The organism is Mesorhizobium sp. URHB0026, assembly GCF_054059755.1.
On the sequence record NZ_JBSSCN010000001.1, the window covers coordinates 357,883 to 384,190 of the forward strand.

Sequence of the window (26,308 nt, forward strand, 5' to 3'; positions counted from 1 at the left end):
CTGCAACGCGCCGGACTGTTTGCCGAACGCTACCAGAATCCGGGTTGGCTACGCCTCTGAAGGAAGGTACTAGGCTGCTAACTGCATTCGATCGAAGGGGCTTTTCTATGAAAACCATTCTGCTTGCGACCACCATTCTGGCCGTAGTGTCCGGCAGCGCTTATGCGGCCGATGCCATAGTCTCGGAGCCTGTACCGGTTGCTGCCTCTTTTGACTGGACTGGCGCTTACATCGGCGTGAACGCAGGCGGCGGTTTTGGCACGTTTAATCTTGCTCCTTCTGGCGGCGCCCCTGGCTCGATCGACATTGATGCGAGCGGCTTCCTGGGCGGCGTTCAGGCCGGTTACAACTGGCAGGTTGGCCAATTCGTCTACGGCGTCGAAGCCGACTTCCAGGGTTCCGACATTAAGGCCGACCTATCTTTCGGCGGCCCCGGTGGTCTCGAAACAAAGGTTGACTGGTTCGGCACGGTGCGTGCTCGCCTTGGCTACACGCCCGTCGATCGTTTCATGGTCTATGGCACTGGCGGCTTGGCCTACGGTCACGAAAAGATTTCTGCCCCTGGGCTCGACTTGTCCAAGACCAGGGTCGGCTGGACCGTTGGCGCGGGCGCTGAATACGCCATCACCAACAATTGGTCGTTCAAGTCTGAGTATCTTTACACGGACCTGGGTAAAGAGACGTTCAACCCCGGCGGTTTGGGTGGTGTTGACGTCAAAGTCCCCTTCCACACCGTTCGCGTCGGTCTGAACTACAAGTTCTAGTACGTCGGCAAGCACGATAGATGGCCCCGGCACACCGCCGGGGCTTTTTCTTTTTGTGATCCCTTGCGTGAGTGTTCGTCGCGATATGGCGCATGCTTGCCCGCCTGTGCGCAGGCGCGATACTCCTTACCGACCGCCATCCTCTTCCTCTCGAAAATCCTGCATTGACGCATGGCGTAGGTCCTCCTCGCCGCGCAAGTGCTTCACACGGCCGATAAGGCCCGGCTTCACCCATTGCGTCGGGGGTCGCTTCATCCCTTTCGGAGGCGGCCCGGCACGCTCCTGCACACGCTTCCACAGCCGTTCTCGGATGGATCGCGAAGTACGGCAACGACCGCGACACCCTGGAACGTGAGGCGAAGAACCTCAGGGGTCGCTGAGCACCCAAATGGCGAAGTATCAGGTGGAAGAGATCTACGGCGACACGGTCGTGTCATTGGGCATCGTGGTGGAGAACGATCCCATGAAGGCCGCCGAAGCGACGCCAGAGCCAAAGGGTCTCGCCGAGGGCACTGCAGGACCATTGGTTCCGGGTGATCGATGAAGAGCAAGCCGCCGTATACGAGTACAGCTTGGCCGGACCCGATCAGCGCCTAGACCTCTTGGAACGGAATGAGCTCACCGACCTTGGCCCGCCACTCCCCGGCAAACTGCACGGCGCCCGGTGCGGGATGAGCGAGGCCATTTCTATGCTTGCCCGAGTTGCGGTCAAAAGGTCGACATGCGCGATCTGCGGCAAGTTATCTGGCATGAAGAGCCGGGGCACGAGCCGCTGGAGCCGCAGCCTGAGGCGAAGGTGATCGAATTCCCAAAGCGGAAATAACAAAGTACGGGAGGTTAGTCCCCAGTGTCGCGCGGACCGGCACCCAACCTGAAAATCTCAAGTTCTTCTCCGTGTCAATGCGAGGTTGGACGCCGAGCAATGAGATTGACGACGTGACCTTCGCGGCAAATTGCCCGCCGCCCCATTCACGGCAGCGGCGGGCGTCCCTAGGGATGAATCAAGGGACTGCCCGGGCATTGGTGACCCGGGCCGAGGATAGGATGCAATTCGGTGCACTCGAAACTGTGCCGCGATGAAACTGCGTCACCAGTTCGGCGGCAAGCGAGTCGCCGCAGCCTGAAACTCGGAACGAACCGGTATGCAGTGAGTTAACACCTAATGATGAACAGCACGAAACCCGACAAAGTCGACACATTGGCGTTGGAACAGCGCATTAGCCGGACTGAGCTCGCAATCGAACGCTCTGAAAAAATGCTGGCCGACAATATCGCCCTGCGCAACAGGATGCGAACCGTAGTCGAGGCCGCGGGCCGCTCCGTAAGGAAGACTTACAGCAATCGCGCGGGTTGACCCTCCAGCCCGTTCTCTCGTTTGTCGCGCCCGTTCGGGAAGCGCCTATGCCCTGTTCCAGCACCGCTGCCAGCGGCGTGCGCCTAGCGCCGCTCGCCTAGAACAGCAGCACCACGATTTCGAATAGAATGGTTGGCCTACGAGACCCGTCCGAAAAAGCCCGCTGGCTCGGCCAGCGGGCAGGTGACTTGGGAAGGCCGCTGGAGAGGGACGGCCCGCTCCCGAACCTTGGTCTCTGATATATGTTCCGCAGCTAAATTAGCTATCCATGAATCCGGGTTGCGTGCGCCGCGATGAAACAGCATTAAGAAAGCCCGCCGCGCGCGCTCCGGCGAAGGGCCTCCTTATGGAGTGGCTACATCCCGGAGGGAATCGACCACCGTATGGTTTAACCTTCCCTACGGGACAATGTTCCCGCACGTGAAAAAGCCCGCTGACCGGAGCTAGCGGGCTTAATTGATGCATTATCGATCGGGTCAGACCGTGCTCGGGCCGGATAGGATGACCAGGGCTGCTGCGATGCTGCCCAAGCGCTCCCGCTTCTTCAGTTCTGGCTTTCGTATTGCCTTTTCAAATGGTGCTCCCCGCGTTTTCCTCGGGAGAGAAAATGCCTTGCGTCTGCGCTGTCTGTCAACCGCCAGCGATCAGGAGTTCAACCGCCACCAAAAGCCGCTCGCCATAAAGAGCAGCACCGCTATTGCGAACAGAACGATCCGCATGACATGCGTTCCTGGTTACCACGCCCGAAACAAAAAGCCCGCCACCTTTCGGCAGCGGGCTCTTCGCAAGGCTTTGGAGAGTGCTGATAAGGCCCTGCGTGTGGTGTGCCTATCGGCGAGCGATCAACAGACAGAGCTGGCGCAGGTCGCGGTCATAGGTGCTTTCGCTGCTGAGTACGTCAGCGCAGCGCTTTTTCATACGAGCAACCTTGCTATCCGACATTTGAGCCACGACGGCTGTCAGGTGCGTGGTTGGGGTGGAAGGGTTGCTCGGGTTCGACGGATTGGACGGATTGCTTGGAGTGGTGACCCCACCGACCCCCAGGCCTATGCCGGTGCCGATGCCGCTGGTTCCGCCGACATCTGCGCCGAGCCCGGCAGTCACGCCACCAGCACCGCCAACGTTGGCACCCGCGCCGGCACTGACACCACTATTGCCACCGACCGATGCTCCAAGACCGGCTCTGACGCCACTCGCGCCGCCAACCGACGCACCTGCACCAGCCCTCAGGGTGGTGGGACCTCCCACTGTTGCGCCAAGTCGGGCCTTTAAGACCTTTGGGCCGCCCACCGTCGCGCCAGCGCCAGCAGCAATGCCATTGCTGCCGCCCACCGATGCTCCAACGCCAGCGTTGACGCCACTCGCCCCGCCGACTGAAGCACCCAAACCAGCGTTGACGCCGCCCGAGCCACCAACCGATGCTCCGACACCCGCATTCACACCGCCGCTACCACCCACGGAAGCACCTGCACCGACGCTTAGGCCGCCGGCGGTCACTGGAAGCGACAAGGAAATAATGAAAGCACTGCTAGCCAGAGTTCTGGCGAAGGTCTTCATGAAAGGCTTCATGATACTCTCCTGTTGCGTTGCCTCGACAGTCGGAATGTTGACTGTGCATTAGCAACGATGCAGAGAGCAATTCGGGTGCAACACAGCCGTGTTTACTGGGAACACAGCTTATCAGCAGTGAAGGCGACCGCTAAACTCTTAATGAGATTCACAGCGAAGGCGGCGGCAAATCGCCTTGCGAGAGCCAGTCCTGTCAACTGTGGGCAATCACCATCTCGGAGGCGAGCGACAGCCGGTCTGCAACAAAAAAGAGCGGCTACTGCAACCAATCTCGGCCTGAAAAGTTTGCAGGGCCTATCGCCGTCAAGGAGGATTGACATTGAGCGCTTTCCTGCCTGTGCGGATTGCATTTATGAACCTCCAAACGACGACGGCCATCTCGTCGGTGGCCGAAGCCAGAGCGGCAATGAATGGCGAATGGAAGAACAAGAACTTGCATTCTTATCGACAGGCATTGCGTTTGCTGGAGGAGGCTCAGGCCGGAACCTGCCGGCAATCCGTCGCGTTTGCAGCCTTTGTCAAAGCCGCGAGAGATCAGGACATGGTTGTTTCAGATCAGCCGAGTGAGGCGCTCAAGCGCCTAGACGTGCTGGCCATCCATGCCCAGGATTGCCAGTTGCCGCGCTCGGTTTGAGCGCGCGCCCTGCGACCCGGGAAGCCCCGCCCCCTCGGCAGAAAAGCGCGGGCCGACCAAGGTCATGCCGAACGTTGGCCAGCAGCCGGCCGCTGAAGAACCGGCCGCCTCTCCCGCCACCAATTTCTACAATGTTCTCAAATATCTAATGAGCTTGGGCGGAAGGTTTGCCATCCACGCAGCCATACCCGTTTGAGCGCCTAACGATCGAGTTCGCGGCCATTTTCCGCGCCGCCGCGTCAGCATCGGCGTGCTCAGGCTCTTGCCCTGCGGATCCCGCGCCAGCGACCGCATCACCTCGCCACCCAGCGGCAGATATCCGAACAGTTCGGCATGTCGCCGCGCGGCGTGCGCGCTAACAAAGGCTACAGGCTGTCCAGCGACGTAGCCGATGGCGCGGCCGACACCGCGTATGGTTTGCCGGACTCGAACTCGATCCTGACGGAGTGATGGCCCCTGGCGTGCTCCTACTTGGCAAGGCGCGCGGCGTGCCATTTCAAATGGTCGTCCATGAAGGTCGAGATGAAATTATAGGAGTGATCGTAGCCTTCCTGCATGCGCAAGGTGAGCGCGATGCCGGACTTCTTGCAGACGACTTCGAGAAGCCATGGCCGCAGGCCGTCCTTGAGGAAGCCATCGGCGGTGCCCTGATCGACCAGGAATTCGCCGAAGCGGTGCCCGTCTTCGATCAGCGCTGTTGCGTCGTAGGCGCGCCAGGATTTCTCGTCCTTGCCGAGATATTTTTCCAGAGCCGGTCGCGACCAGTCTGCCGTCATCGGCTGAACGATCGGCGCGAACGCCGAGCAACTTCTGAAGTGCTCGGAGTTCTTCAGCGCGATGGTCAGCGCGCCATGCCCGCCCATGGAGTGGCCAAAAATCGACTGGCGCTCCATGTCGGCGGGGAACTGGCTGGCGATCAGGGCCGGCAGCTCGTCGACGATATAGGAGTACATCCGGTAGTTCCCGGCGAATGGCTGCTGCGTCGCGTCGACATAGAAGCCGGCGCCCGAGCCGAACTGCCAATTATCCTTTTCGTCGGCCACGCCCTCGCCGCGTGGGCTTGTGTCCGGGCAGACCACGATCAGTCCGAGCTCGGCCGCCATGCCCCGGTATTCGCCCTTGTCCATGACATTGGCATGAGTGCAGGTTAGGCCCGACAGATACCAAAGCACCGGCAGCGGCCCATCCTTGGCCTGCGGCGGCACGAAGACGGCAAAGGTCATGTCGCAGGCGCAGGCTTCGGAAGCGTGCGAATAAACACCTTGCACGCCGCCATGCGACTTGGACGTGGAAACAACTTTCATCAGCTCTGCCTTCTCGTCAAGAAATCCCGGCCCGGCATAGCGGCCGGATGCATCGCTCGCAACCGCGCGCCGCTAATCAGTCCCGGCGGCGTTATCGAGGTGCACCCTGATAACGCCGCCGGTAGACGCAAGGCTTTGGGACACGCTGACCTAGCCGGGAGGCTGGGGGCCAACGAAAAGCCAGACGTTTCGATGGCCGGCCATTCTAGGCCGGCAGGGCGCCGACTTCTTGGCCGTCCAGGTGGCGATGTAGTCCATCAGGCCCGGATTGAGGCAGTCATAAGGCTCCAGCCCGATCGTCCTCAGCCTGCCGCGTGAGCTTGTCGCCTCTCTCGGTGTCGGTGACATCGCCGGTGCCGGCGACCGCCGTCACCGAGAATACAGCACCTTCGGCTTCCAGCATTTTGGTGCAGCCGCAGGCGTGGTTGTGGGCGCTCAGGCGGTAGCAGCGAAGCCGGAACGGACGGTTCGATGAGGGTGGGAAGGGCGGTAACGCGATCTCGCTACCGAAACATCGCTAAATCTGACGATTGCCCTTAGTGCCTGATCATCCCGGCGTCGACATTCAACGTCTGGCCGGTGATCCAGCGGGCGTCCTCGCTGGCCAGGAACGACACGACATCGGCGATATGTTCGGGCTGGCCCTTGCCCTTCATCGCCTGCAGCATCTCGACGAAGCCGAACGCCTCGTTGTGCGGGCTCGCCTTGACGCCATCGCTCTCGATCAGGCCGGGTGTCACCGCATTGGCCGTGATGTTGTACTTGCCAAGCTCGGTGGCCAGCGCCCGGGTGAAGCCGATGACGCCGCCCTTGGCCGCGACATAGGCCGCCATGTTCGGCGTGCCGGCGAAGAAGGTGTTGGAGGCGATGCTGATCACGCGTCCGGCCTTTCCCGCCGCCCGCATCTGGTCGGTCGCCGCGCGGGTGACGATGAAGGTTCCCGTCAGGTTGACGTCGATGATCTTGCGCCAATGGTCGAGGTCGACATCGTCCCAGGCGACGAACGGCACGATGCTGGCATTGTTGACCACGATGTCGACGCCGCCGGTGAGCGACTGTATCTCGCCAAACAGCGCTTTCACCGAGGCCGGATCGGCGATATCGGCTGCAATCGCCTTCGCCTTGCCGCCGATTTCGGCGGCCGCGGCCTTGGCGCCCTCGGCATTGATGTCGCTGACGATGACGGTCGCGCCGTCGGCCGCCAGCCGCGCCGCGATCGCCTTGCCGATGCCCTGTGCCGCCCCCGTCACCAGCGCCGTCTTTCCCGCAAGCCGTTCAGTCATGAAATTTCTCCCTCGATGCGTAGTCTGTTGATGTCTGTTCAGGCGTCGGCGTCGATCACCGCCAGCGCCGCGTCTATGCCCTTGCCGACCGCAAGCTTCTGGCCAGCCGCGTTCATGGCGCCGCCAAGCGCCGTCAGCGCCGCGATCGCATAGATCGGCTGTGCCGTCGGGCCCATATGGCCGATGCGTGTAAGCTTCCCCAAAGTTTCGCCGCGACCCGACGAAAACACCACGCCGTAGCGGGCGCGCGCTGCCTGGCGAAGTGCTTTCTCGTCGACACCATCGGGTGTGCGAACGGCCGTGGTGCTCGGCGAGGCGATTGCATCGCTGGCGGCCCAGATCGACAGACCCATGGCGACGACGCCGGCCCGCATGGCCTTGGCCGTCAGTGCATGGCGCGCCCAAACCGCTTCCGGCCCCTCGTTGAGATAAAGATCGAGCGCCACATCGAGGCCGTTCACTTCGGCCACCGAGGGCGTGAAGGGGAATGGCTTGTCACGCGACCAGGCGTTCTCCCAGTCGACGATGCTCAGCATCGAGGCCCGGGGCGCCGCCTTGTTGGCCTTCATCTTGGCCCAGGCGCGGTCGCTGACGCCCATGATCGTAAGCGCCGGCGGCGCGCCAAGACATTTGCCCGGGCCGGTCACATAGATATCCGCCTTGCAGTCCTCCGGATGCGTCTTCATGCCACCGAAAGACGAGACGGCATCGACGATCAGGTAGCCGCCATGCGCCGACACCAGCGCGCCGATGGCATCGATCGGGTTGATCGTGCCCGACGGGGTGTCATGATGGCAGACGGAGACGACAGTGATTTCCGGATGCGCCTTCAGCATGGCGGCAACCGCCTGTGGGTCGATCGCCTCATTGTAGGGCACTTCGATTTCGAGGAGATGCGGTGAATAGCGCTTCGCCCAATAGCCGAACCCCTTGCCGTAGACGCCCGAGGCAAGGTTGAGCACGACGTCGTCCGATGTGATCAGCGACGCCGCCGCCGCCTCGAGACCCAGCACCGGCTCTCCGTGCAGGATGACCGGCTTGTTGGAAAGCCGCATCGCTTTTTGAGCCTTGTCGACGACCCTCTCGTAGAAGAGCTGGAAGGCCGGGTCATAGTCGTAGAGCACCGTGCGGCCGAGGCCCCGCAGCACCTCGGCATAGGCATTGACTGGCCCCGCCGTCAGCGTGAGGACCGGATCCGCGTGATCGGGATAGCGCATGGTCTTGGTCTCCGGGATTGGCGGCGATCAGCCGTAGAACTGTGTGCCGGTTTTGTAGGTCTTGAAGTTGTCCATGTCGTGCGAGTACATCAGCTCGGCGCCGTGATCCTCGGCAAGTTTCTTCACCCTGCGCATCGAATTGACGCCCGCGACCGGGTCGATATGGAAGGCCGCCTGGCAAAGCGTTTCCAGGCTCTTCTGCGTGTAGGCGGCGTCGATCGTGAACATGATCGGCTTGCGCTTGGGAAACTCGACCAGAAGGCTGTAATGGCCGATCGAGTGGCCGGGGGTCGAGATCAGCCTGACCCCTTTGGCAAGCTCGACGTCGCCGTCTATCCCCTCGAAAGTTGAGTTGGCGCGTGTCGTGCCTTCCAGCAGCTGGGCGGTCGCGCCGCGCGCTTCGGCGGCCTCGGCCGAGAAGCTGAGGTCCGAATAGCCGAGATGTTCGAAGGGCTGCGGATTGCAGGCCTGCGGCACCTCCGAACGGTGGCAGATCTTCTTGGCATGCGGAAAATACTTGTTGCCGCCGCAATGGTCGAAATGGAAGTGCGAGTTGACGACGACGTCAATGTCCTTCGGCTCCAGCCCGAGCAGCGCCAGCGCGCCGGGAATGGTCTGGTGCTTTTCCTGGATCGGCTTCTCGAAGGGCAGCACCTTCATGACGTGGTCGTAGTCATAGCCGGTATCGATGAGGAAGCGGCCCTCGGCATGCTCGATCAGGATCGAATAGACAGGGAAGCGCACTTCGCCGCCTGGGCCGCGGTTCCAGAACACATGATAGCCGTCGAGGACAAGCGAGCCGCCGTCGAGCAGGTAGACCTTGGTATCCGACATTGTTGCCTCCTTTTTCCGGCGCGGGTTCATCCGCGCGTCTGGTTTTTCTCAGCGCGCGCCGCGCTCGTATGGAATGCCCAGTGCCGCAGGCAGGCTGGCTCGCCGCCCGAACAGCACCAGCATGATCATCACCGCCAGGAAGGGCAGCATCTGGATGACATCGGTCGGTATGTTGATGCCGGCCACCTGCATGGCCGTCGTCAGCGACAGACACACGCCGAACAGAAGAGCGCCGAACAGCACCCAGATCGGCCGTCCCCGCGCCAGCATGGCCAGCACGATGCCGAGGAAGCCGGCGCCGTTGGTGATGAACGGAATGAACAGGCCAGCTCCGACATTGGCGAGATAGGCGCCGCCAAGCCCAGCCAGCGCGCCGGTCGTCAGCACGGCGGCGGTGCGTGTCCTGATGACGTCGATGCCGGCGACATCGAGGGCGGCCGGCTTGTCGCCCGCTGCCTGCAGATTGAGACCGAGCTGCGTGCGGCGGTAAAGGTAGCTCATGGCGAACACCAGGGCGACCGCCAGGTAGACGATCAGGTGATGCCTGAACAAGGCCGGGCCGATCACCGGAATGTCGGACAGCAGCGGAATGACGGTTGCGTCCGCCGCCGGCAGGCGGGGATAGCTGCGCGAGAACTGGAAATGATGGAGCAGCGCCGTCAGGCCTTCGAGACCAAGCGTCAGCGCGATGCCGATGACGATCTGGTTCAGCCCGATGCGCACGCAAAGCAGCGCCATGATCAGCGCTACCGCGATGCCACCCGCAGCGCCAGTGAGGAAGCCCAGCCACAGCGATCCCGAATAGAACGCGCCGACGAAGCCGAGATAGGCGCCGGCCAGCATCATGCCCTCGATGCCGATGTTGAGCACGCCAGCCTTTTCCGACATCTGCTCGCCAAGCCCGGCAAGCAGCAGCGGGATAGCGGCCGTGACGGCGCCAAACAGCAATGCGCTGAGAAAAACTTCGCTGAAGAGCCCGGTCATGCCCTACGCCTTTCTCGACTGATGATAGCGGTGATCGACATATTCGGCCAAGGCGAGCACGATCAGCACGATGGAGACCAGCACCAGCGTGAAGTGATTGGGCACGCCAAGCCGCCGCGCTGCGCTCTCGCCGCCGATCGACAGCACGGAAAGCAGAAACACGAAGCCAATCGCGGCAAAGCCGTTCATGCGGGCGAGAAACACGGCCGGAATGACCGCCAGCCCATAGGCTGGATTCCAGTCGGCGCGAACATTGCCTTGCACGCCGATGATGTCGACGGCGCCGGCAAGGCCGGCGAGCCCGGCGGAAATGGCAAAGACGGCAATCGTCAGGCCGGGCACGCCCAGCCCCGCATGAACCGCGGCGCGCGGATTGGCGCCGACGATCCGCAATTTCAGCCCAAATGCCGTTCGCGTCATCACCAGGTGCACGATGATGATTGCCGCCAGGCCGAGCAGCAGGCCACTGGTAATGGTGGTTTCGAACAGGCGCGGAAGCCGGTCTTCCACCGGCAGCGTGCGGGTCTGCGGCACGGTCGTGCCGGGATCGCGAAACACCAGCTTGACCAGCACGTTGGCGAGCGACGTGCCGAGGAACGTCATCATCAGCGTGGTGATGATCTCGTTGACACCCTGATAGGCGCGCAGCAGCGCCGGCACCAGCGACCAGATCATGGCGACCACCATTGCGATCAGGAACGCGCAGAACAACGCCAGCCAGGCTGGCATGACCTGCACCAGCACCGGAGCACTGGCCGCCGCCGTGACCGCGCCGAGCAGGAACTGGCCGTCCCCGCCGAGATTCCACATGCCCGCACGGAAGGCCACGATCAGGCCGGCGGCGAGAAACAGCAGTGGCGCCATGCGCGTCAGCGTCTGCTGGATGCCGAGCGGCGAGAACAGGCCTTTTTCCAGCACGTAGCCATAGTAAGCGAGCGGGTCGACACCGACGGCGAGCAGGATGCAGCCGGCGATGACGAGAGCGGCAAGGATCGGCCCAAGCGTCATCAGCAGCCGGCGCACTATGTCTCGCCGCGTGGCGGCGGCGCTTGTGGCATCGAGTGCGGTGGCGCCGCCGGTGGGTGCTGTGTCGATGCTCATGCGGCAAGTCCGATCATCAGGCGGCCGACCCTGGTACGGACGTCGTCGGCATTCGCCACGGTGCCGACCAGCGCGCCATTGGCGATGACGGCGATACGGTCGCACATGCTGAGCAGTTCCTCGAGGTCGGTGGAGATCAAGAGTACGGCGAGGCCCCGCGCCGCCGTGTCGCGGATGCGCTGGCGCGAAGCCAGTGTGTTGGCAAGATCGAGCCCATAGGTCGGCTTGTTGAAGATCACCACCTTCGCGCCTTCAGCCAGTTCCCGCGCCAGCAGCACCTTCTGGATATTGCCGCCGGAGAGCCGCGCAACGGGCGTCTTCAAGCTTGGCGTGCGCACATCGTATTCGCGCACGAGCTCGGCGGCACGCCTGTCGATCTCGGCGCGCTGCTCGACGCCGCTGTGCCAGAAGGGCGCCGCCCCGACCTGCTTCAGGAAGAAGTTGATGGAGACCGGGAACGTGCCGACGGTGCCCTCGCCCAGCCGGTCGTCGGTCAGGTAGCGAAGGCCGCGCTGGCGGCGTTCGCCGACACTCAGCGCTTCGATGGCGATGCCCTCCAGCCGGACCGAGCCGCTGGTCGCCGCCCGTTGACCGGCCAAGGCTTCCGCCAGTTGTTTCTGGCCGTTGCCATCAATTCCCGCGATGCCGAGTATCTCGCCCGGGCGAATGTCGAAGGAGATCGACGACAGGCCGGGTGCATTGTCGGTCGCCGCGACCGTAAGATCCGCGACCTGAAGCAGAGGCGCGGCACTGGCATCGACCGCGCGGGGCGGACGTTCGACCGCTTCGGGATCGTCCTCCTGCTTGCCGAACATCAACTCCACGATCTCGGAAATGATCTCCTGCTCGTCGTGTGCGCGAAACCGCTCGGGCGGGATCTCGCCCACCTTGCGGCCGAGCTTGAGAACCGAGATGCGGTCGCCGAAAGCGGCCGCCTCCTTGAGCTTATGGGTGATGAAGACGATAGCCAAACCCTGTTCGACGAGGCGGCGCATCAGCGCGCCAAGTTCCTCGATCCCCTTCGGCGTCAGCATCGAGGTGGACTCGTCGAGGATCAGCAGTCGGCTGTTGCGCACCATGGCGCGCAGGATTTCGACCTGCTGCTGCTCACCCAGCGAAAGTTCCGAAACCTTGGCATGCAGTTTTACCGTGATGCCGAGGCTGCTGGTGATCTCGGCGACGCGGGCCGCAAGCTCTTCGGTCCTGGGACGCTGCCACCAGGGCCCGCCAAGAAGCAGGTTCTCGGCGACCGTCAGGGTGGGCACCAGCATCATGTGCTGGAACACCGTTCCGATGCCAAGCGCCAGCGCATGGCGCGGCGACGTGATCGGCGTCGGTTTGCTGTCGACAAGGATGCGCCCCTCGTCCGGCTGCTGCAGGCCAGACAGCATGCCGATCAAGGTGGATTTCCCCGCGCCGTTCTCACCGAGCAGCACATGCACCTCGCCAGGGCGGATCGATAGGTCGATGCTGTCGTTGGCGATAATGCCGGGAAAGCGTTTGGTCACGCCTTCAAGCGCGACGATGTCGCGGCTGTCGAGGGACGATGAAGAATGACTGCTCATGAAAGCCCAGCACTGGAAACGGGAATGGTCCGGAGGGGCGGACCGATCGCCCCTCCGGCAGCCGACTTCTGATCGCCCTACTGGGCGACGCTTGTCATCAGCGCCCTGACGGCGGCCGCGTCAAAGACTGGCTCGACCTTGATCTTGCCGGAGATGACGTCCTCGCGCAGCGCCTGGATTTCGCTCCAGACCTTGTCGGGGATGGCGGCGGTCTTCAGGAGCTGCACGGAATCGTCCTTGAGGCCGATCGAATAATGCTTGGTACCGAACGTGTCGGCCTTCAGGTCGGCGATCATCGCCGCGTAGACCGGTTCGATGTTCCACACCACCGACGACAGCAGGAAGCCCTTGTCGATTGGCGACTTGTCGCCGATGACGTCGATGAAATAGACCTTGCCGCCATCCGCTGCCTTGGTCGTCTCCACCGCCTGCAGCATGCCGAAGCTGGAGCCGTTGCCCTGGCCGAAAATGATGTCGGCGCCCGAGGCGATAACGCTTTCGGTGACGCGCTTGCCGCCGGCAGCGTCGCTGTAGGCGGCCGGCCCGATCACCGCATAGGTGATCTTGACGTCCGGGTTCTCCGCCTTCACCCCTTGCGCGAAAGCCGCTGACTGCGAGTTCCACGATGGCGGTTCGCCGGAGACGACGATGCCGACCGACTTCGAGCGCGACATCTTGGCGGCGAGACGGCCGGCCAGATAGGCACCCTGGTGACCGCTCAGCGTGTAGTCGGCGACGAGGCCTTTCTCCAACCCGTTCGGCGTGTCGACGATCGCTACCGGAACCTTCAGTTCCTTGGCGATCTCGGGCGCCGAGGTGTTGTAGCCGCTGGCATGCGCGATCAGCAGGCTGGCGCCGTCGGATGCGAGTTCGCGCAGCGTCGGACGGACATCGCCATAGCCGAGGCCCTGGGCCACGACCACCTCGACGCCGGCTGCCTTGCCGGCTGCTTTTGCAGCATCGATGCCTTGCTGGTTCCAGCCATAGTCGGTGCCTTCTTCGGGCGTGAGGATGGCGATCGACTTGACTTCACCGGCAAGCGCGGCGCCCATCAAGATACCAGACAGTATTAATGCACTTACGCTGCTCTTCAGGATCTTTAACATGTTACCCTCTCTGTTTGCCTTTCCAATCAATATTTTTATTGTTATTGCGCACGAGCGAGATAGACTGCCTGAGAAAACTACCCATGGAGCTCAGGCAAAGTGAAAATCCGTTACGTTCTCCCCGTGATGTTGGCCTTCACATCGCTTGCCAACGCGGTTGAGTTGCACCAGGTGATCGTCCGCAAGGGCACCGATGGGCTCGACATGGTGCCGTTGACGATTTCGAATGCCGGCAAGGAAGGCGTGTCCTGCAACGCCGATTTTGCCCACTGGTATTCAGAAGGGATCGCCACGATAGAGCCGGGCATGAGCGCTCGCCTCGAACTCTGGTTCGATCCCAAGACCGGCACCTTCACCATTCTCAACGACAAGCGCGAAAACCTGCCGGTCGAGCGCCTGTGGTGTGGCCTGGCGGGTCGCGCATATGCCACGCGCGTGCAGATCGCGCTCGACCGAACAGACGCCGCCAAAGGCGAGCGCGAGGTGTCCTGCGGCATGGAGCAGGACAGCCTGGCATGCCGGTAGGGGCTCATCGATCGGTCGGTCCGCGCCATCGTGCCCTATTCCTTCGCCAGGAACTTGTCGGTGAAGACACCGTCGGCCGACAGCGCCGCTTTGAGCACGCCCTGGGCCGTGAGCGTCTTCAGCGTTTCCTCCCACTGCGTCTTCGTCATCCAGCCGAGGCCATGGTCCTTGGTGTCGGGGCTGGTGAAGGTGGAGGCGATATCGGCGTTGATCTGCGCCAGCAGCACATCTTTCTTGTCGGCATAGCCTGGAGCAGCCTTTGCCGTGATCTCGGCGGCTTCTTCCGGATGGGCGACGACATAGTCGAAGGCTTCCCTATAAGCCTTGACGAAACGCGCAACGACGTCCGGCTTGTCCTTGATCATTGTCTCCGAGGTGAACAGGCCGGAGCCATAAGCCTTCCAGCCATGGTCGGCGCCCATCATGATGCTGAGCGAACCGGGACCACCCGCCTTGGCCTCCAGTTCGGGAACCTCGGCGTCGACATAGCCGACCACCGTCTGGACCCGGCCGAGAAGCAGATAGCTTTCATAGGGCGGCGAGACACTGTTCAGCGTCATGTCCTTTTCGGTCAGGCCGTTGGCCGCCAGGAAACCCTTGAAGAAGATGTAGGTCGAGCCAGCTGGATGAATGCCGATGGTCAGGCCCTTGAGATCGGCCGGCTTGGTGAGCTTCACCGTCTTGGCGAGCGACATGATTGCCAGCGGCGAGTGCTGGTTGACGGCGGCCACGGCCACCACCGGAACGCTCTGCGAGCGGGCGACGGCGAGCGTGGGAAGATCGCCGAAACCGAAATCCGCGTTCCCGTTGCCCACCAACCGCATGGCATCCGGCGAACCCGAACCCTTGCGGATTTCGGCGACGTCGATGTCGTTCTTGGCGAAGAAGCCTTTTTCCTTGCCGACGAAGAACATGGCGTGGTTGCCGCGCACGACCCAATCGAGCTGGACGGTGACCTTGTCAGCCGCCAGCGCCGCGTTCGAGAAGCCAAGCGCGCCGGCAAAGGCCGCGAGCGTTGCTACCTTGATAAGTGAGCGTCTCAGCATTTTTGTTCCCTTTTATTGACGGTGGTTGATCGGCCTAAGCCTGGCTGAATTTCGGTGCCCATGGCACCACGATGCGTTCGAGGATTTCGGCGGCGTAGTAGAAGGCGATGCCGAGCACGGAGACGAGCAGCAGCGCCGCGAAGACCAGCGCGGTGTCGAGCTGGGTCGAGGCGAACTGGATGACGTAGCCCAAGCCGTCCGAGGCGCCGGCGAATTCGCCGACAATGGCGCCGATCACGCTCAGCGTGGCCGCGATCTTGGTTCCCGCCATCAGGTTGGGCAGCGAATGCGGGACGCGGATCCTGAACAGGATCTGCGTCGGGCTGGCGCCGACCGAATTCATCAGCGACAGCAGCGAACGGTCAACCGACTGCATGCCCGCCAGCATCGACAATGTCACCGGGAAGAAGGCGATGACCAGGATCAGCCCGATCTTGGGCGCGAGCCCATAGCCGAACCAGAGAATGAAGATCGGCGCGAGCGCCACCTTCGGCACGTTTTGGAACAGCACCACCAGCGGATAAAGCGCTCGCCCCAGCCAGTCGAAGCGCACGATGACCAGCGCAATGGCGACGCCGACCACGACGGAGACAAGGAACCCGAACAGGATCTCGCCGGCCGTCACCAGTGTCGCCTGCATCAGCGTAGCCCATTGCGCGACCAGCGATTGCGCGATCTCTGACGGGGCGGGAATGATGAAGGCGGAGATAGCGAAAATCCGCACCACGGCCTCCCATACGACGATCGTCGCCAGCAAAAGTATGACCGCCGGCAGCCAGCTCCCGGTCGCGGCCACCCAGCCGGGGGCGCGCCGCGAGTCGGAGGGGTGGGTGAGGGGTTGATCGCTCATGACGCGCCTCCAGGTTGGTGGCTGGCGCGCAGCATCGTGCGCAGTTGAAGCACCAGCCTGACGAACTCCGGATCTTCCGTCACCGACAGATCGCGCGGATAGGGCAGTCCAATGTCGAGGCTTTCGGTGATCCGGCCTGGCTTGATCCCCAGCACATGAACATGGCGAGACAGGTGAATGGCCTCGTCGATGGAGTGGGTGACAAGAACGATGGTCTTGCCGGTGCGCTGCCAGATCTCCAGCAGCGACTGACCCATCTGGTCGCGGGTGATGGCGTCGAGCGCGCCGAACGGTTCGTCCATCAGCAGCACCGCCGGATCGAGCGCCAGCGCCCGCGCGATCGCGACGCGCTGGCGCATGCCGCCCGACAATTCGTTTGGTCGCTTGTGGGCGCTGTCTCCCAGGCCCACCAGCTCAAGCATCTCCTGGCCGCGCGCCCGTAGTTGCGCGCGCGAAAGCGACTTGTCGGCGATTCCGAGCAGCATGGAAGCGTTGTCGACGGCGTTCTTCCACGGCAAAAGGTTGGCGTCCTGGAAGACGAGGCCGATCATGCGCTTGCGCGCCGCCTCGACCGGCGCAAGCCCGGCGATCGAAACGCTGCCGCTTGTCGGAGTTACAAGTCCGGCCAGCACCTTGAGCAAGGTGCTCTTGCCACAACCGGAAGGCCCAATGAGAGAAACAAACGAGCCCTTCGGTACCGAAAGATCGATGTTCTGCAGCACCAATTGCCTGGCCATGACAACCGAAACGCCTTTGGCGGAGATCAGGTCGTCGTGACGTATATGGGCCGGCCGGCCGCCGGCTGCCCGAATGGTTTCAACACGCATGGCTTGGCCCTCCATGCGGCGCCCCAGCCCGACCGGCCTTGTGAGCACGATGTGCCATGGCTACTCCCGGCCCTCCAGGATGCGCCGCACCGCGACGAGCTTGCGCGCCCGTTCGCCTTGCAGCGCCTTTGTCTGCTCGGGCGTGTAGGAGAACATGCCCTCCCCCGACTTGATGCCGAGCTTCGACGCGTTCGTCTTTTCCAACACCATCGGCGCGACATCGTCGCGATTGGAGAGATCGGCGTTGAGGAAGGACGAGACGGACTTGTAGATATCGAGGCCCGCCATATCGAGCAGCGCCATCGGCCCGATCACGGCGATCTTGTAGCCGATGCCCCAGGACACGCAGGTGTCGAGATCTTCCGGCTCGATGACACCGCGCTCGACAAGGTCGACCGCCTCGCGCAGCAGCGCATAGAGCACGCGGTTTTCGACGAAGCCCGGAACATCCTTCTTCACCACCACCGGCAAGAGGCCGATCGAGCGGATCAGGTCGCGTATCGTCGTCACGATATGCGGCGCGGTCTTTTCACCGGCGATCACCTCGATCATCGGGATGATATGCGGCGGGTTCGACCAGTGCATGCCCACCATCCGCTCGGGATGGGAGATGTGCGCCTGCAGCTTGGTGATCGGGATGCCCGACGTGTCGGACGCCACGATCGTGTCCGATGCGATCAGGCTGTCGATCGTGCGATAGACATCGGCCTTGATCGAAATGTTTTCAGGAACGTTCTCGATGACGAGGTCGGCGCCCGATACCGCGTCTGCAATGTCATCCGTGAAGCGGACCGTTCCGGCGCCGGCCGGAGGCACCGCGATACCCAGGGCGTCGAGAACGCCCTCGGCCACGCCCAGCATGGACCCCGCGCGCTCGATCGCGCCCGGGGCAACATCGTAGGCGACGACCTGCAGGCCGCCCCTGGCGAGCCGAGCGGCCATGCCAGGCCCCATCGTACCCAGACCGATGATGGCGATACGCTGGATCATTATGCTGCCCTGCTTTGCGTTGCTGCTTTTGATGCCGCGATGAGATCGGCCGCTTTCTCGGCGATCATGATCACCGCCGCATTGATGTTTCCGCAGACCAGGTCGGGCATGACGGACGCGTCCACCACCCTCAGGCCCTCGACGCCGCGAAGCCGCAATTGCGGATCGACGACCGAGGCCGCGTCGGCGCCCATCCGGCAGGTTCCCGCCGGGTGATGCACGGTGATGGAGGTCTTGCGGATATGCTCATCGATCTCGTCGTCGCTCTGGCACTTCGGGCCAGGGAAAAACTCCGCCTCGATGAAGGGCTGCATGGAGGGCTGCGACGCGAGGTCCCTCGCCACTCGGAAGCCGGCCCGAAGCGACTCCCAATCCTTCGGCGAGGCGAGGAAATTCTGGTGGATCAACGGCGCCGCGAGAGGATCGGCCGAGGCCAATTTCACCGCGCCCCGGCTTTCAGGCTGTGTCGCCACGATCCGTGTGGCGAACCCGTCCGGAAATGGCGCCTTGAACGGCTCGAAATACGGCCACGCGGCGAGCGGGGCGGCCGTGAACAGCAGTTGCACATCCGGCAACGGACGCTCCGGGCCGCTTTTCAGGAACGCGACCACCCCGCCTGGCACATCTCCCGAGAACCCTCGTCCCGTGAAGTAGGTCTTGGCGAAATCGAACCCGATCCGATCGGCACGCATGTTGCGAAGGAAAGGGCCGACCGGCCCGCGGCGCCGGTACATGAGGATGACCGAGACGTGATCCTGCAGGTTCTTGCCGACAGCCGGCAGGTTAACCCGCGTCTGGATACCGTGCGCCGCGAGTTCCTCTGGCGCCCCTATGCCGGACAGCATCAGAAGTTGCGGCGTGTTGACGACGCCGCCCGAGAGCAGGACTTCCTTGCGGGCGACGACCGACCGTTGGCCGCCGCCATGGTTCACAACCACCCCGGCGGCGCGCGTGCCCTCCAGCGTGATCTTTGTCGCCATCGCTCCGGTCAGGACAGTCAAATTGGGCCGCTTCAGCGCCGGCCGCAGATAAGCGGACGCGGTCGAGCTGCGCCGACCGTTCGAGATCGTCATCTGGAGGCGGCCGAAACCTTCCTGTCGCTCACCATTGTAGTCGTCCGTCTGTGGATATCCTGCCTGCACGCTCGCTTGCGCAAAGGCGTCGATCAGCGGGTCCTTGTAACGGCAGAACTGGGTGCTGACCGGGCCAGTGCCGCCGCGAAAGTGGTTCGCGCCTCCTTCCCAGCTTTCCTGCTTGCGGAAATAGGGCAGCACCATGTCGTATGACCAATCACGGAGCCCGCTGGCCGCCCAACGGTCGTAATCGCCGCGATTTCCCCGCACATAGGCCATGGCGTTGGTCGATGAAGACCCGCCGATCACCTTGCCGCGGGCGCACTCGACCCTGCGTCCGCCGACATTGTCTTCCGGTTCGCAGAAATACATCCAGTCGTGGCGGCGCTCGGTCAGGATCTTGCCCCAGCCAAGCGGTATGTGGATCATGGGGTCGCGATCCCAGCCGCCGGCCTCGAGCAGCAGCACCGAACATCCGGGGTCGGCGCTCAGCCGGTTGGCGAGCACGCAACCGGCCGATCCGGCGCCAATGATGATGTAGTCGTAACTTTCCGTGTGCGGCATGGTGCGTTTCATTGCCTTGGTCCGGCGCTCCTGCGCCCGGGAACTATTGAAGCCGAGCCTGGACCATCCCGGCCACGGCCGGATGGACTAGGTATTCCTCAAGGCGGCCGGCACTAGGCCAGGCCGGCCTCTCTCAGACGCTGCGACCAGTGATTCCATCCTCGATCGATCTGGGCGCCGACGAGTTTTCCTGCCGTCTTTATCTCGCCCGGCGATAGATATTTGACATTGCCGATCCGCAGGCCGGCCGTGAGCGCTGCCGCTTCCTGCTCGAGATAGAACGCCCGGAAGACGACCTCACGCACGGAGTTGCCGACATTGACCACGCCATGCCGAGCCATGAGCACCACTGTCTGGTTGCCGAGACTTTCGGCGATATCCGCGCAAATCCCAGGGCTGCCGCCGAAGAGATCCGTCTCGTCGCCATTCTTGTCGCGAATCTCGTAGACCGGGACTTTCTCGCCGATGAAAGCTCCCATGTGGGTGACCGGCCGAAGCGGCGTATCGACGAAGCAGTACGGCAGGACAGCCGGAGAATGGGTGTGGAGCACACACTGAACGTCGGGCCGCGCCTTGTAGATCTCGCTGTGAATGTAGCGCTCAAGATAGGACGGGCGATTGTCCGACGTCTCGCCGTCGAGATTGAAACACTGGATGTCGTCGACCGTTATCAGGCTCGGAGCAAGCTTCTGCGCCAGGAAGAAGCTTTGGGGATCCTGGGGGGCACGGGCACTGATATGCCCGAACGTATCCATGATGCCTTCGTTCAGAAGGATCTTCGTCGCCGTGACCAGCTCTTCGAAGACCGTCTGGTGCGCTGGGCTGTTGTCTTTCATATCCAAATTCTCCCATTGCGCGGCGCTGGCGACCATTTTTATTCTTGTTATCGGTCGCCGATGCCGCGGACTTCACTTGTTTTCGTAGAGGCCGACGATCCGATTTTGCTCGATGATGTTTCCGGCATATTTCTGCAGGAACTCCTCCCTGGTAGGCGTCCCTTCGACCTTGGTGTCTAGGGCATAGACCCAGAAGTAATAGTGATGTTCTCCATGGCCTGCAGGCGGCTGGGGCCCGTAATACTGCTTGCCGCCGGCGCCGTTTGGCCCGACGCGAAATTTCTCCTGCGCGTCCGAAAGATCGGTCGTCGACGGATCGATGCCGTAGACGACCCAATGCGTGAAGCCGTTGGGCAAGGGAGCGTCGGGATCATGGCAGATGACCGCGAGTTCCTTCGTGCCTGCGGGGACGCCGCTGACCGTAAGCCTGGGCAACACATTACCTTTGTCGCCGGCATGCTCGTCGCGCAACTTCCCGAGCGGCTTGAAATCCGCCGACGTAATCTTGAGGTCCTTGATGTTCAGGGGCATGGAATTCGTCCTTCGCCAATTTCGATCGAACTAGACACCGGCCTTGAGGTCGGCGACGGATTTGCCCCCTACGCGCTGATGAACGCGCGGACCCGATGCGACGGCCACGCAGATCAAAAGCTCATCGGGGCGCGGGCCATCCGGCACGGAAAATGTGACAGCATCATAGTGGGAACGGATGTAGAGCTCGTCCTTATGGGCAAGCGGGATATCGATGGATGTGCCGGCTGCGGCGACCTTGCTGACCGACGAGATCCAGGCCTTGCCGCCGCCCACTTGCTGGCGAAGCGGATCTCCGAACACCGTGGTGATGCAGGCCACGACATGTTCCTGCTCGCCGGATGTGCCAGCAATACCACCCTTGCCATAGCTTTCGACCGGCCTGTTGCCGAGCAGCGCCACGGCCCGCTCGCCGAGCGCATGACCGATGGCTGAACTGGGATTGGTAAGGTCGGACAGTTCGGCGACGAACTTTCCGGCGAACGGATTGCGGATGACCACGCCAGTCGCGACTTTGACGAGAGTCTCGCCAGGCTCGCCGCCATCATGCCGGCTTTCCTGGACCGAGGCGTACCAACCCCTGACATCGTAATCCCGTTCGACTTCACTGGAATAGTTCATCTTGGTCTCCTGAAGGGAGCGCAGCTTGCGCGCGCGCCGATTAATTCGTTGAGCGGCTCGTCCGATGCTACTGCGGCCATGAGAAGACGCCGCGCAGCGGGTCGTAGCGGGCTGCTTCCAATGCCGCCGGCGTGAACATGTTTCCCTTCGAGAGCGAGCGGTTCGCCGCATAGTCGCCGGACAGGGCCTGGCAGCGATCGGTGATCGGGCGAATGCGCTTTTCCCACGCGACGAGCGCGTCCTCGACCGAAGAGCCAGTCTCCAAATCTTGCGACAGGCTGAAGGCATTGACCATCGCGCAACCGGCGCCCTGGGCAAGAGCCGGACACATCGCATGGGCGGCATCTCCCACCAGGGCGACCTTGCCTCTTGTCCAGCTGTCAAGCTTGGTCGTTTCGTACTTGTCGTACCTGGCGGTTTTCAGCTTCGCCGCCTCGATCAGGCACGGCTCCAGGAAAGGGAACATCTCGACCCAGACCTCAAGGTCGATCGGCACCTGCGATCCCCGCGGATCGGCGGCTGGCGCCATGAGGCCGAGATAAAGTTCATTCTCGTTGCAGGGCGAGTAGAGTATCCGCTGAACGCGCGGCCAGAAGTTCCACATGTCTATTGTGTTGTCCCACTCGCCGTGACCGAGTTCCTTCTTCTTGCGAGGCACGATCAGCCGGATGAGGCCGTCCTTGGAAACCCATCGGTCCTGCTTGAAACCTATGGAGTCCCTGACCTTGGAGCCAACGCCGTCGGCACCGACGATCAGGTCGGCTTCGAGGACCTCTCCGCTCTGAAGCGTCATGCGGCCTTCCGGATCGGCGGCGACCGCTTCCGAGTTGACCGATATGTCGACGCCCAGCGCGCGGGCGCGGTTGACCAGGGCATCATGCAGGTGGCTCCGGGTCATGATGCGCCAAGGGAGACCGTTGAACGTCTCCTTGGAAACCGACTTGTTATGCATCCAGGTCTCGTAGGTCGGGGGCGTGTGCGAACCTTGGAGAACATCATCCAGGGCGCCCAGTCCTTCGAGCACGCGAAGACCATTGTGCCAGAGATAGATGCCCGCCCCGAATGCCCGCAGCTCCGAGCTCTTTTCGTGCAGCCTGACATCCCAACCCTTCTGCCTCAGAGCGATGGCGGCCGTCAGGCCGGCAAAGCCGCCGCCAGCGACCTCGGCACGGCGCGCCTTACCCTGGGTTTTATTTACATTGGCCATTTTCTATCCTGATGCTGCGTACAAGAAGACGGCATGCTGCGCCGTCAGGCGTCGATGAAATTCGTGATCGCTTTCAGCGTGATCTCGGGAGATACCTCATTGACGTAATGGTCGGCGCCCGGAACGACGACCACGGGCAGATCGGGCCGCAGCCGGCTTGTTTTCGCCAGCGCCGCCGCCGAAACCAATTTGCTCGCCTCGCCTCGAACGATGAGGACGGGCTTCGCCACATCCCGATAGGCGGGCACTAGGTCTGATCGCAGGCCCTTGGCCGTCTGGGCCATGGCCGCGGGTGACGCCAATGGCCGCAGCCCGCCGTCGACCCGATGATAGCCGCTCTCGGCTCGGATCCTGATGGCGTCGCCGGGAATGTTCGGATAACGGCCGGCAAGATAGGCTTCTACGGCCTCGGTATCCTCGAAAAGCTGGCTTCCCGCGTTGACCCGGGCTTCCAATGCATCCAACGCTTCGGTCTCGATGTAGGGCGTGAAGTCGATTGCGATGACCGACCGCACCAGATCTGGATGTCGCACGGCGGCCGTGACGGAGTTTCTCGCGCCAAGCGAATGTCCGACGAGGATTGCAGGACCCCGGTCGAGGGTACGGATCAAGCCGGCAATGTCGTCGGCGTAGTCATTCGCCTCGTAACCGCCTTCCGGCTTGTCGCTGAGGCCGTGCCCCCTCTGGTCGACGGCCACGGTCGTGAAGCGATCCAAAAGCCGAGCCATCAACGGCGTGAAGACCGCGGAATTGGAGGTAATGCCATGGAAAAACAGCATCAACGGGCCGTTGCCCGCCTCGCGCACATTCAGGGCAATACGGCCGGTGTCGATGCGTCGCGAACCGTATTCGTCGCAAGCTATCTCCGCCGCAATGTGCATGATCCTCACCGTCACTGCCCGTCTCGGTCAAAAGGACCATACAGCCAGAAGGACGTCAAGCGGATTGTCTGACATTCTTGCAATCTTCAGATTTGACAATCTGGCTATTTCCCACGGCGTGACGTATGCTGCTTGGGAGATTGCGACTCAAACCGATGAGACGTTAGAGATGCCTTCAGATTTGAATTTGCGAATTTCCCCACGAACAGTTCAACGAGAGACCGTCGACAAGTTACGGCTCGCCATCTTCTCCGGTTTGTTCCAGCCGGGAAGCCGCCTCATCGAAAGTCAGCTGTGCACGCAACTCGGAATCAGTCGCCCTTCGTTGCGTGAGGCCTTGCGCAGTCTCGAGGCCGAGCGCCTGATCGAAATCGTCCCCAACCGCGGGCCGTCGATACCGTCGCTTACGTGGGAGGTGGCAACCGCCATCTACGAGGTTCGAGAGCTGCTGGAAGTCGAGGCCGCGGGACGATGCGCGTCGAGAATTTCCCCGGAGCAGTTGCGCGAACTCGAGAAATCTCTTTCCGCATTCGAAGCGGCCGCGTCCAGCAATGACAGCCTGGCGCAGGTCATGACCGCCGCGGACTTCTATTCGATCATACTGGCCAATTGCGGCAACCCGATCCTGGAGGAGGTCCATCGGGGCCTGGTGGCCAGGATCAGCTTCTTTCGCGGACGATCGATGTCATTGGATGGCAGGGCACAGAGCAGCCTGGCGGAGATGAAGGAGATATACGAATCCATCGCTGCCGGCGACGAGAAGGCCGCCCGCAAAGCCTCCAAAAATCACCTGTTGAAGGCCAAAGCGGCAGCGAAGATGTCCATGGACAGCGCGACTTGAGTTTTGCGAAAGACAGTTGCTCCGCCTGAGACCCGAAGCCTTTGACGAGGTCGCGGAACGACTGTCCGCGAACAGCTCGATACGGGGGCCCACCTCGTGTCAGGCGCCACCCTTGCCGACCATCCAAATACGCAAGCGTCAGTTGGAGTGATGATGACCTGGGCGAGTTTTGAGCGCGAACGGGATGCCGATATCGTCATCGTCGGCGGCGGGTCGGCGGGCGCATTGCTTGCAGCGCGACTGAGCGAAAAGCCGGACAGCCGCGTTCTGCTGATCGAGGCAGGCGAAGAAGCGGCGGATCCCGATATCTGGAACCCCGCCGCATGGCCGGCACTTCAGGGTCGCGGCTACGATTGGGACTATCGCACGGAGCCGCAGGCTGGGACCGCGGGCCGGGTGCATCGCTGGGCGCGCGGGCGGGTGATCGGCGGTTCGAGTTGCCTGCACGCGATGGGCTACATGCGCGGTCATCCCCGGGACTTCCAGGCATGGGTCGACGCGACTGGCGATAACAGATGGAGCTGGGATGAATTGCTGCCTGTGTTTCGGGCTATCGAGGATCACCCGCTCGGCGGTAACGGCCTTTACGGCAAGGGCGGACCAATGCCCGTCCATTTGCCGACCGACGAGGTGAGTCCGGTCGCGCGCGCGTTCATCGAAGCCGGCGCTTCGCTCGGCCTGCCGCGTCTTGAAGGTCACAACAGCGGAGAGATGATCGGCGTCACCCCGAACTCCCTGAACATTCGGGATGGGCGGCGGGTTACGGTGGCGGACGCCTGGCTCACGCCGGCTGTTAGAGGCCGCAAGAACCTCACCATCCTCACGGCAACGCGAGTGCGGCGGCTTAAGCTGGCGAGCAATCGGGTCCGCGGTCTCGAAGTCGTGGGGCGACAGGGTCCCGTCGAAATCCTCGCGGATCAAATTGTGCTTTGCGCCGGCGCGCTGGAAAGTCCCGCTTTGCTGATGCGCTCGGGCATCGGTCCGCACGACATGCTCGATGCCGCCGGCGTTGGCTGCCTGATCGATATGCCGCAAGTCGGTCGAAACCTTCAGGATCACCTGCTTGGCGCCGGCAACCTTTATGCGGCCCGCAGGCCCGTTCCTCCATCGCGGCTCCAGCACTCGGAATCGATGGCCTATATGCGCGCCGACGGGTTCACCGGTACCGGTCAGCCCGAAATTGTCGTTGGTTGCGGCGTCGCGCCGATCGTCTCCGAAAGCTTTCAGGCGCCTGCCGCCGGTACGGCATATACGCTGCTGTTCGGGATCACCCATCCAGCGAGCCGCGGCAGCGTGCGCATAAGCGGACCGGAGCTCGATGATCGGTTGATCATCAACCCCGCATATTTGCAAAGCGGCCGGGACCGCGTCTTGTTTCGCCAGGCGCTCGAGGCAGCCCGGACGATCGGACATCGGGATGAACTCGCCGGCTGGCGCGAGCGCGAACTCCTGCCAGGCAGCCTGAACAGTGCGGCTGACATGGACGACTTCATCGCGCAGTCGGCCATCACGCACCATCATCCCTGTGGCACTTGCAGGACGGGCAAGGACCCGGACGCCGTCGTCGATGCGGATCTGCGGCTCAAGGCGCTCGACAATCTTTTTGTCGTCGACGCTTCGATCATGCCCAGTCTCACCGCCGGACCTATACACGCCGCGGTTCTCGCGATCGCCGAGACCTTCGCGCGATCCCGCGCCTGAGAAATATCATATGGCCGGCAAAGCAAGAACCACCTGGCGACACGGCACAACGGCATTTCAGCGATTGCTAACGGAACCGAATGGCGATCGTTGAATTTTG

25 protein-coding genes and 1 pseudogene are annotated in these 26,308 nt (G+C 62.5%); 6 read left to right on the top strand and 20 right to left on the bottom strand.

From position 1 onward, the window contains the following. The first annotated feature begins 107 nt into the window (after positions 1 to 107). Positions 108 to 764, top strand: coding sequence for an outer membrane protein (locus ACVWWD_RS01840; RefSeq protein WP_023770370.1), 657 nt, complete (start codon positions 108 to 110; stop codon positions 762 to 764). Between the two features lie 388 nt (positions 765 to 1,152). Beyond that, positions 1,153 to 1,308 (top strand): hypothetical protein, encoded by a 156-nt coding sequence (locus tag ACVWWD_RS01845; RefSeq protein ID WP_352553996.1) that lies wholly within the window; start codon positions 1,153 to 1,155, stop codon positions 1,306 to 1,308. Between the two features lie 1,638 nt (positions 1,309 to 2,946). Here ACVWWD_RS01845 and ACVWWD_RS01850 read toward each other — a convergent pair. Further along, positions 2,947 to 3,687 (bottom strand): hypothetical protein, encoded by a 741-nt coding sequence (locus ACVWWD_RS01850; RefSeq protein WP_084056166.1) that lies wholly within the window; start codon positions 3,685 to 3,687, stop codon positions 2,947 to 2,949. A gap of 319 nt (positions 3,688 to 4,006) precedes the next feature. Here ACVWWD_RS01850 and ACVWWD_RS01855 point away from each other — a divergent pair, with 319 nt between their 5' ends. Continuing rightward, complete coding sequence (locus ACVWWD_RS01855) at positions 4,007 to 4,321, top strand: DUF982 domain-containing protein (RefSeq protein WP_352547727.1); 315 nt, start codon at positions 4,007 to 4,009, stop codon at positions 4,319 to 4,321. Between the two features lie 467 nt (positions 4,322 to 4,788). Here the strand turns inward: ACVWWD_RS01855 and fghA are convergent, their stop codons facing one another. From fghA to ACVWWD_RS01900, 9 genes and pseudogenes are all read right to left on the bottom strand, one after another. Further along, positions 4,789 to 5,625 carry an S-formylglutathione hydrolase gene (fghA, locus tag ACVWWD_RS01860; RefSeq protein WP_352547729.1) on the bottom strand — a complete coding sequence of 279 codons (837 nt, stop codon included), beginning with the start codon at positions 5,623 to 5,625 and terminating at the stop codon, positions 4,789 to 4,791. A gap of 150 nt (positions 5,626 to 5,775) precedes the next feature. Further along, positions 5,776 to 6,097: pseudogene (locus ACVWWD_RS01865) on the bottom strand (hypothetical protein); the annotation flags it as partial. A gap of 64 nt (positions 6,098 to 6,161) precedes the next feature. Beyond that, a complete protein-coding gene (pldH, locus tag ACVWWD_RS01870; protein ID WP_352547730.1) occupies positions 6,162 to 6,908 on the bottom strand; it encodes a pyridoxal 4-dehydrogenase, SDR-type in 747 nt (248 codons plus the stop codon). 38 nt (positions 6,909 to 6,946) lie between these two features. After that, positions 6,947 to 8,125, bottom strand: coding sequence for a pyridoxamine--pyruvate transaminase (gene ppaT / locus ACVWWD_RS01875; protein WP_023770376.1), 1,179 nt, complete (start codon positions 8,123 to 8,125; stop codon positions 6,947 to 6,949). A 27-nt stretch (positions 8,126 to 8,152) separates the two neighbouring features. Then, on the bottom strand, positions 8,153 to 8,959 hold the full coding sequence (gene pldA, locus ACVWWD_RS01880) for a 4-pyridoxolactonase (protein ID WP_023770377.1): 807 nt from the start codon (positions 8,957 to 8,959) through the stop codon (positions 8,153 to 8,155). 48 nt (positions 8,960 to 9,007) lie between these two features. Next, positions 9,008 to 9,943: a putative B6 ABC transporter permease subunit 1 gene (locus tag ACVWWD_RS01885; protein ID WP_352547732.1), complete on the bottom strand. Its 936-nt coding sequence runs from the start codon at positions 9,941 to 9,943 to the stop codon at positions 9,008 to 9,010. Between the two features lie 3 nt (positions 9,944 to 9,946). Then, complete coding sequence (locus ACVWWD_RS01890; RefSeq protein ID WP_023770379.1) at positions 9,947 to 11,044, bottom strand: putative B6 ABC transporter permease subunit 2; 1,098 nt, start codon at positions 11,042 to 11,044, stop codon at positions 9,947 to 9,949. Next, the gene (locus ACVWWD_RS01895; RefSeq protein WP_352547734.1) at positions 11,041 to 12,609 is read right to left on the bottom strand and encodes a putative B6 ABC transporter ATP-binding protein; all 1,569 of its coding nucleotides are present in this window, start codon (positions 12,607 to 12,609) and stop codon (positions 11,041 to 11,043) included. Before ACVWWD_RS01895 ends, ACVWWD_RS01890 begins: the two co-directional genes overlap by 4 nt. A gap of 77 nt (positions 12,610 to 12,686) precedes the next feature. After that, positions 12,687 to 13,715 carry a putative B6 ABC transporter substrate-binding protein gene (locus tag ACVWWD_RS01900; RefSeq protein WP_031251983.1) on the bottom strand — a complete coding sequence of 343 codons (1,029 nt, stop codon included), beginning with the start codon at positions 13,713 to 13,715 and terminating at the stop codon, positions 12,687 to 12,689. Between the two features lie 99 nt (positions 13,716 to 13,814). Here ACVWWD_RS01900 and ACVWWD_RS01905 point away from each other — a divergent pair, with 99 nt between their 5' ends. Then, the gene (locus ACVWWD_RS01905; protein WP_352547736.1) at positions 13,815 to 14,240 is read left to right on the top strand and encodes a hypothetical protein; all 426 of its coding nucleotides are present in this window, start codon (positions 13,815 to 13,817) and stop codon (positions 14,238 to 14,240) included. A gap of 35 nt (positions 14,241 to 14,275) precedes the next feature. Here ACVWWD_RS01905 and ACVWWD_RS01910 read toward each other — a convergent pair whose 3' ends face one another. From ACVWWD_RS01910 to ACVWWD_RS01955, 10 genes are all read right to left on the bottom strand, one after another. Then, positions 14,276 to 15,286 carry an ABC transporter substrate-binding protein gene (locus ACVWWD_RS01910; RefSeq protein ID WP_352547738.1) on the bottom strand — a complete coding sequence of 337 codons (1,011 nt, stop codon included), beginning with the start codon at positions 15,284 to 15,286 and terminating at the stop codon, positions 14,276 to 14,278. A gap of 34 nt (positions 15,287 to 15,320) precedes the next feature. Continuing rightward, complete coding sequence (locus ACVWWD_RS01915) at positions 15,321 to 16,136, bottom strand: ABC transporter permease (protein WP_023770384.1); 816 nt, start codon at positions 16,134 to 16,136, stop codon at positions 15,321 to 15,323. Further along, complete coding sequence (locus ACVWWD_RS01920; protein WP_352547740.1) at positions 16,133 to 16,963, bottom strand: ABC transporter ATP-binding protein; 831 nt, start codon at positions 16,961 to 16,963, stop codon at positions 16,133 to 16,135. Before ACVWWD_RS01920 ends, ACVWWD_RS01915 begins: the two co-directional genes overlap by 4 nt. 60 nt (positions 16,964 to 17,023) lie before the next feature. Further along, positions 17,024 to 17,953 carry a 5-formyl-3-hydroxy-2-methylpyridine 4-carboxylate 5-dehydrogenase gene (fhmpcd1, locus tag ACVWWD_RS01925; protein WP_023770386.1) on the bottom strand — a complete coding sequence of 310 codons (930 nt, stop codon included), beginning with the start codon at positions 17,951 to 17,953 and terminating at the stop codon, positions 17,024 to 17,026. Beyond that, positions 17,953 to 19,590 carry a GMC family oxidoreductase gene (locus ACVWWD_RS01930; RefSeq protein ID WP_352547839.1) on the bottom strand — a complete coding sequence of 546 codons (1,638 nt, stop codon included), beginning with the start codon at positions 19,588 to 19,590 and terminating at the stop codon, positions 17,953 to 17,955. Before ACVWWD_RS01930 ends, fhmpcd1 begins: the two co-directional genes overlap by 1 nt. A gap of 113 nt (positions 19,591 to 19,703) precedes the next feature. Then, on the bottom strand, positions 19,704 to 20,426 hold the full coding sequence (locus tag ACVWWD_RS01935; protein WP_352547742.1) for a class II aldolase/adducin family protein: 723 nt from the start codon (positions 20,424 to 20,426) through the stop codon (positions 19,704 to 19,706). 72 nt (positions 20,427 to 20,498) lie between these two features. Next, on the bottom strand, positions 20,499 to 20,957 hold the full coding sequence (locus ACVWWD_RS01940; protein ID WP_015315976.1) for a YbhB/YbcL family Raf kinase inhibitor-like protein: 459 nt from the start codon (positions 20,955 to 20,957) through the stop codon (positions 20,499 to 20,501). 30 nt (positions 20,958 to 20,987) lie between these two features. Then, positions 20,988 to 21,578, bottom strand: coding sequence for an amino acid synthesis family protein (locus ACVWWD_RS01945; protein WP_023770390.1), 591 nt, complete (start codon positions 21,576 to 21,578; stop codon positions 20,988 to 20,990). 67 nt (positions 21,579 to 21,645) lie between these two features. Further along, positions 21,646 to 22,785, bottom strand: coding sequence for an FAD-dependent oxidoreductase (locus ACVWWD_RS01950; protein ID WP_023781358.1), 1,140 nt, complete (start codon positions 22,783 to 22,785; stop codon positions 21,646 to 21,648). Positions 22,786 to 22,829: 44 nt separating this feature from the next. Beyond that, entirely contained in the window at positions 22,830 to 23,666 is an 837-nt protein-coding gene (locus ACVWWD_RS01955) for an alpha/beta fold hydrolase (RefSeq protein ID WP_023781357.1), read from the bottom strand. Between ACVWWD_RS01955 and ACVWWD_RS01960 the strand changes: the two genes are divergently transcribed. Both ACVWWD_RS01960 and ACVWWD_RS01965 read left to right on the top strand, forming a co-directional pair. Then, entirely contained in the window at positions 23,665 to 24,507 is an 843-nt protein-coding gene (locus tag ACVWWD_RS01960) for a GntR family transcriptional regulator (RefSeq protein WP_245276031.1), read from the top strand. The two genes, ACVWWD_RS01955 and ACVWWD_RS01960, sit on opposite strands and share 2 nt — an antisense overlap. 153 nt (positions 24,508 to 24,660) lie before the next feature. Further along, complete coding sequence (locus ACVWWD_RS01965) at positions 24,661 to 26,208, top strand: GMC family oxidoreductase (RefSeq protein WP_023781355.1); 1,548 nt, start codon at positions 24,661 to 24,663, stop codon at positions 26,206 to 26,208. Positions 26,209 to 26,308: the final 100 nt, after the last annotated feature.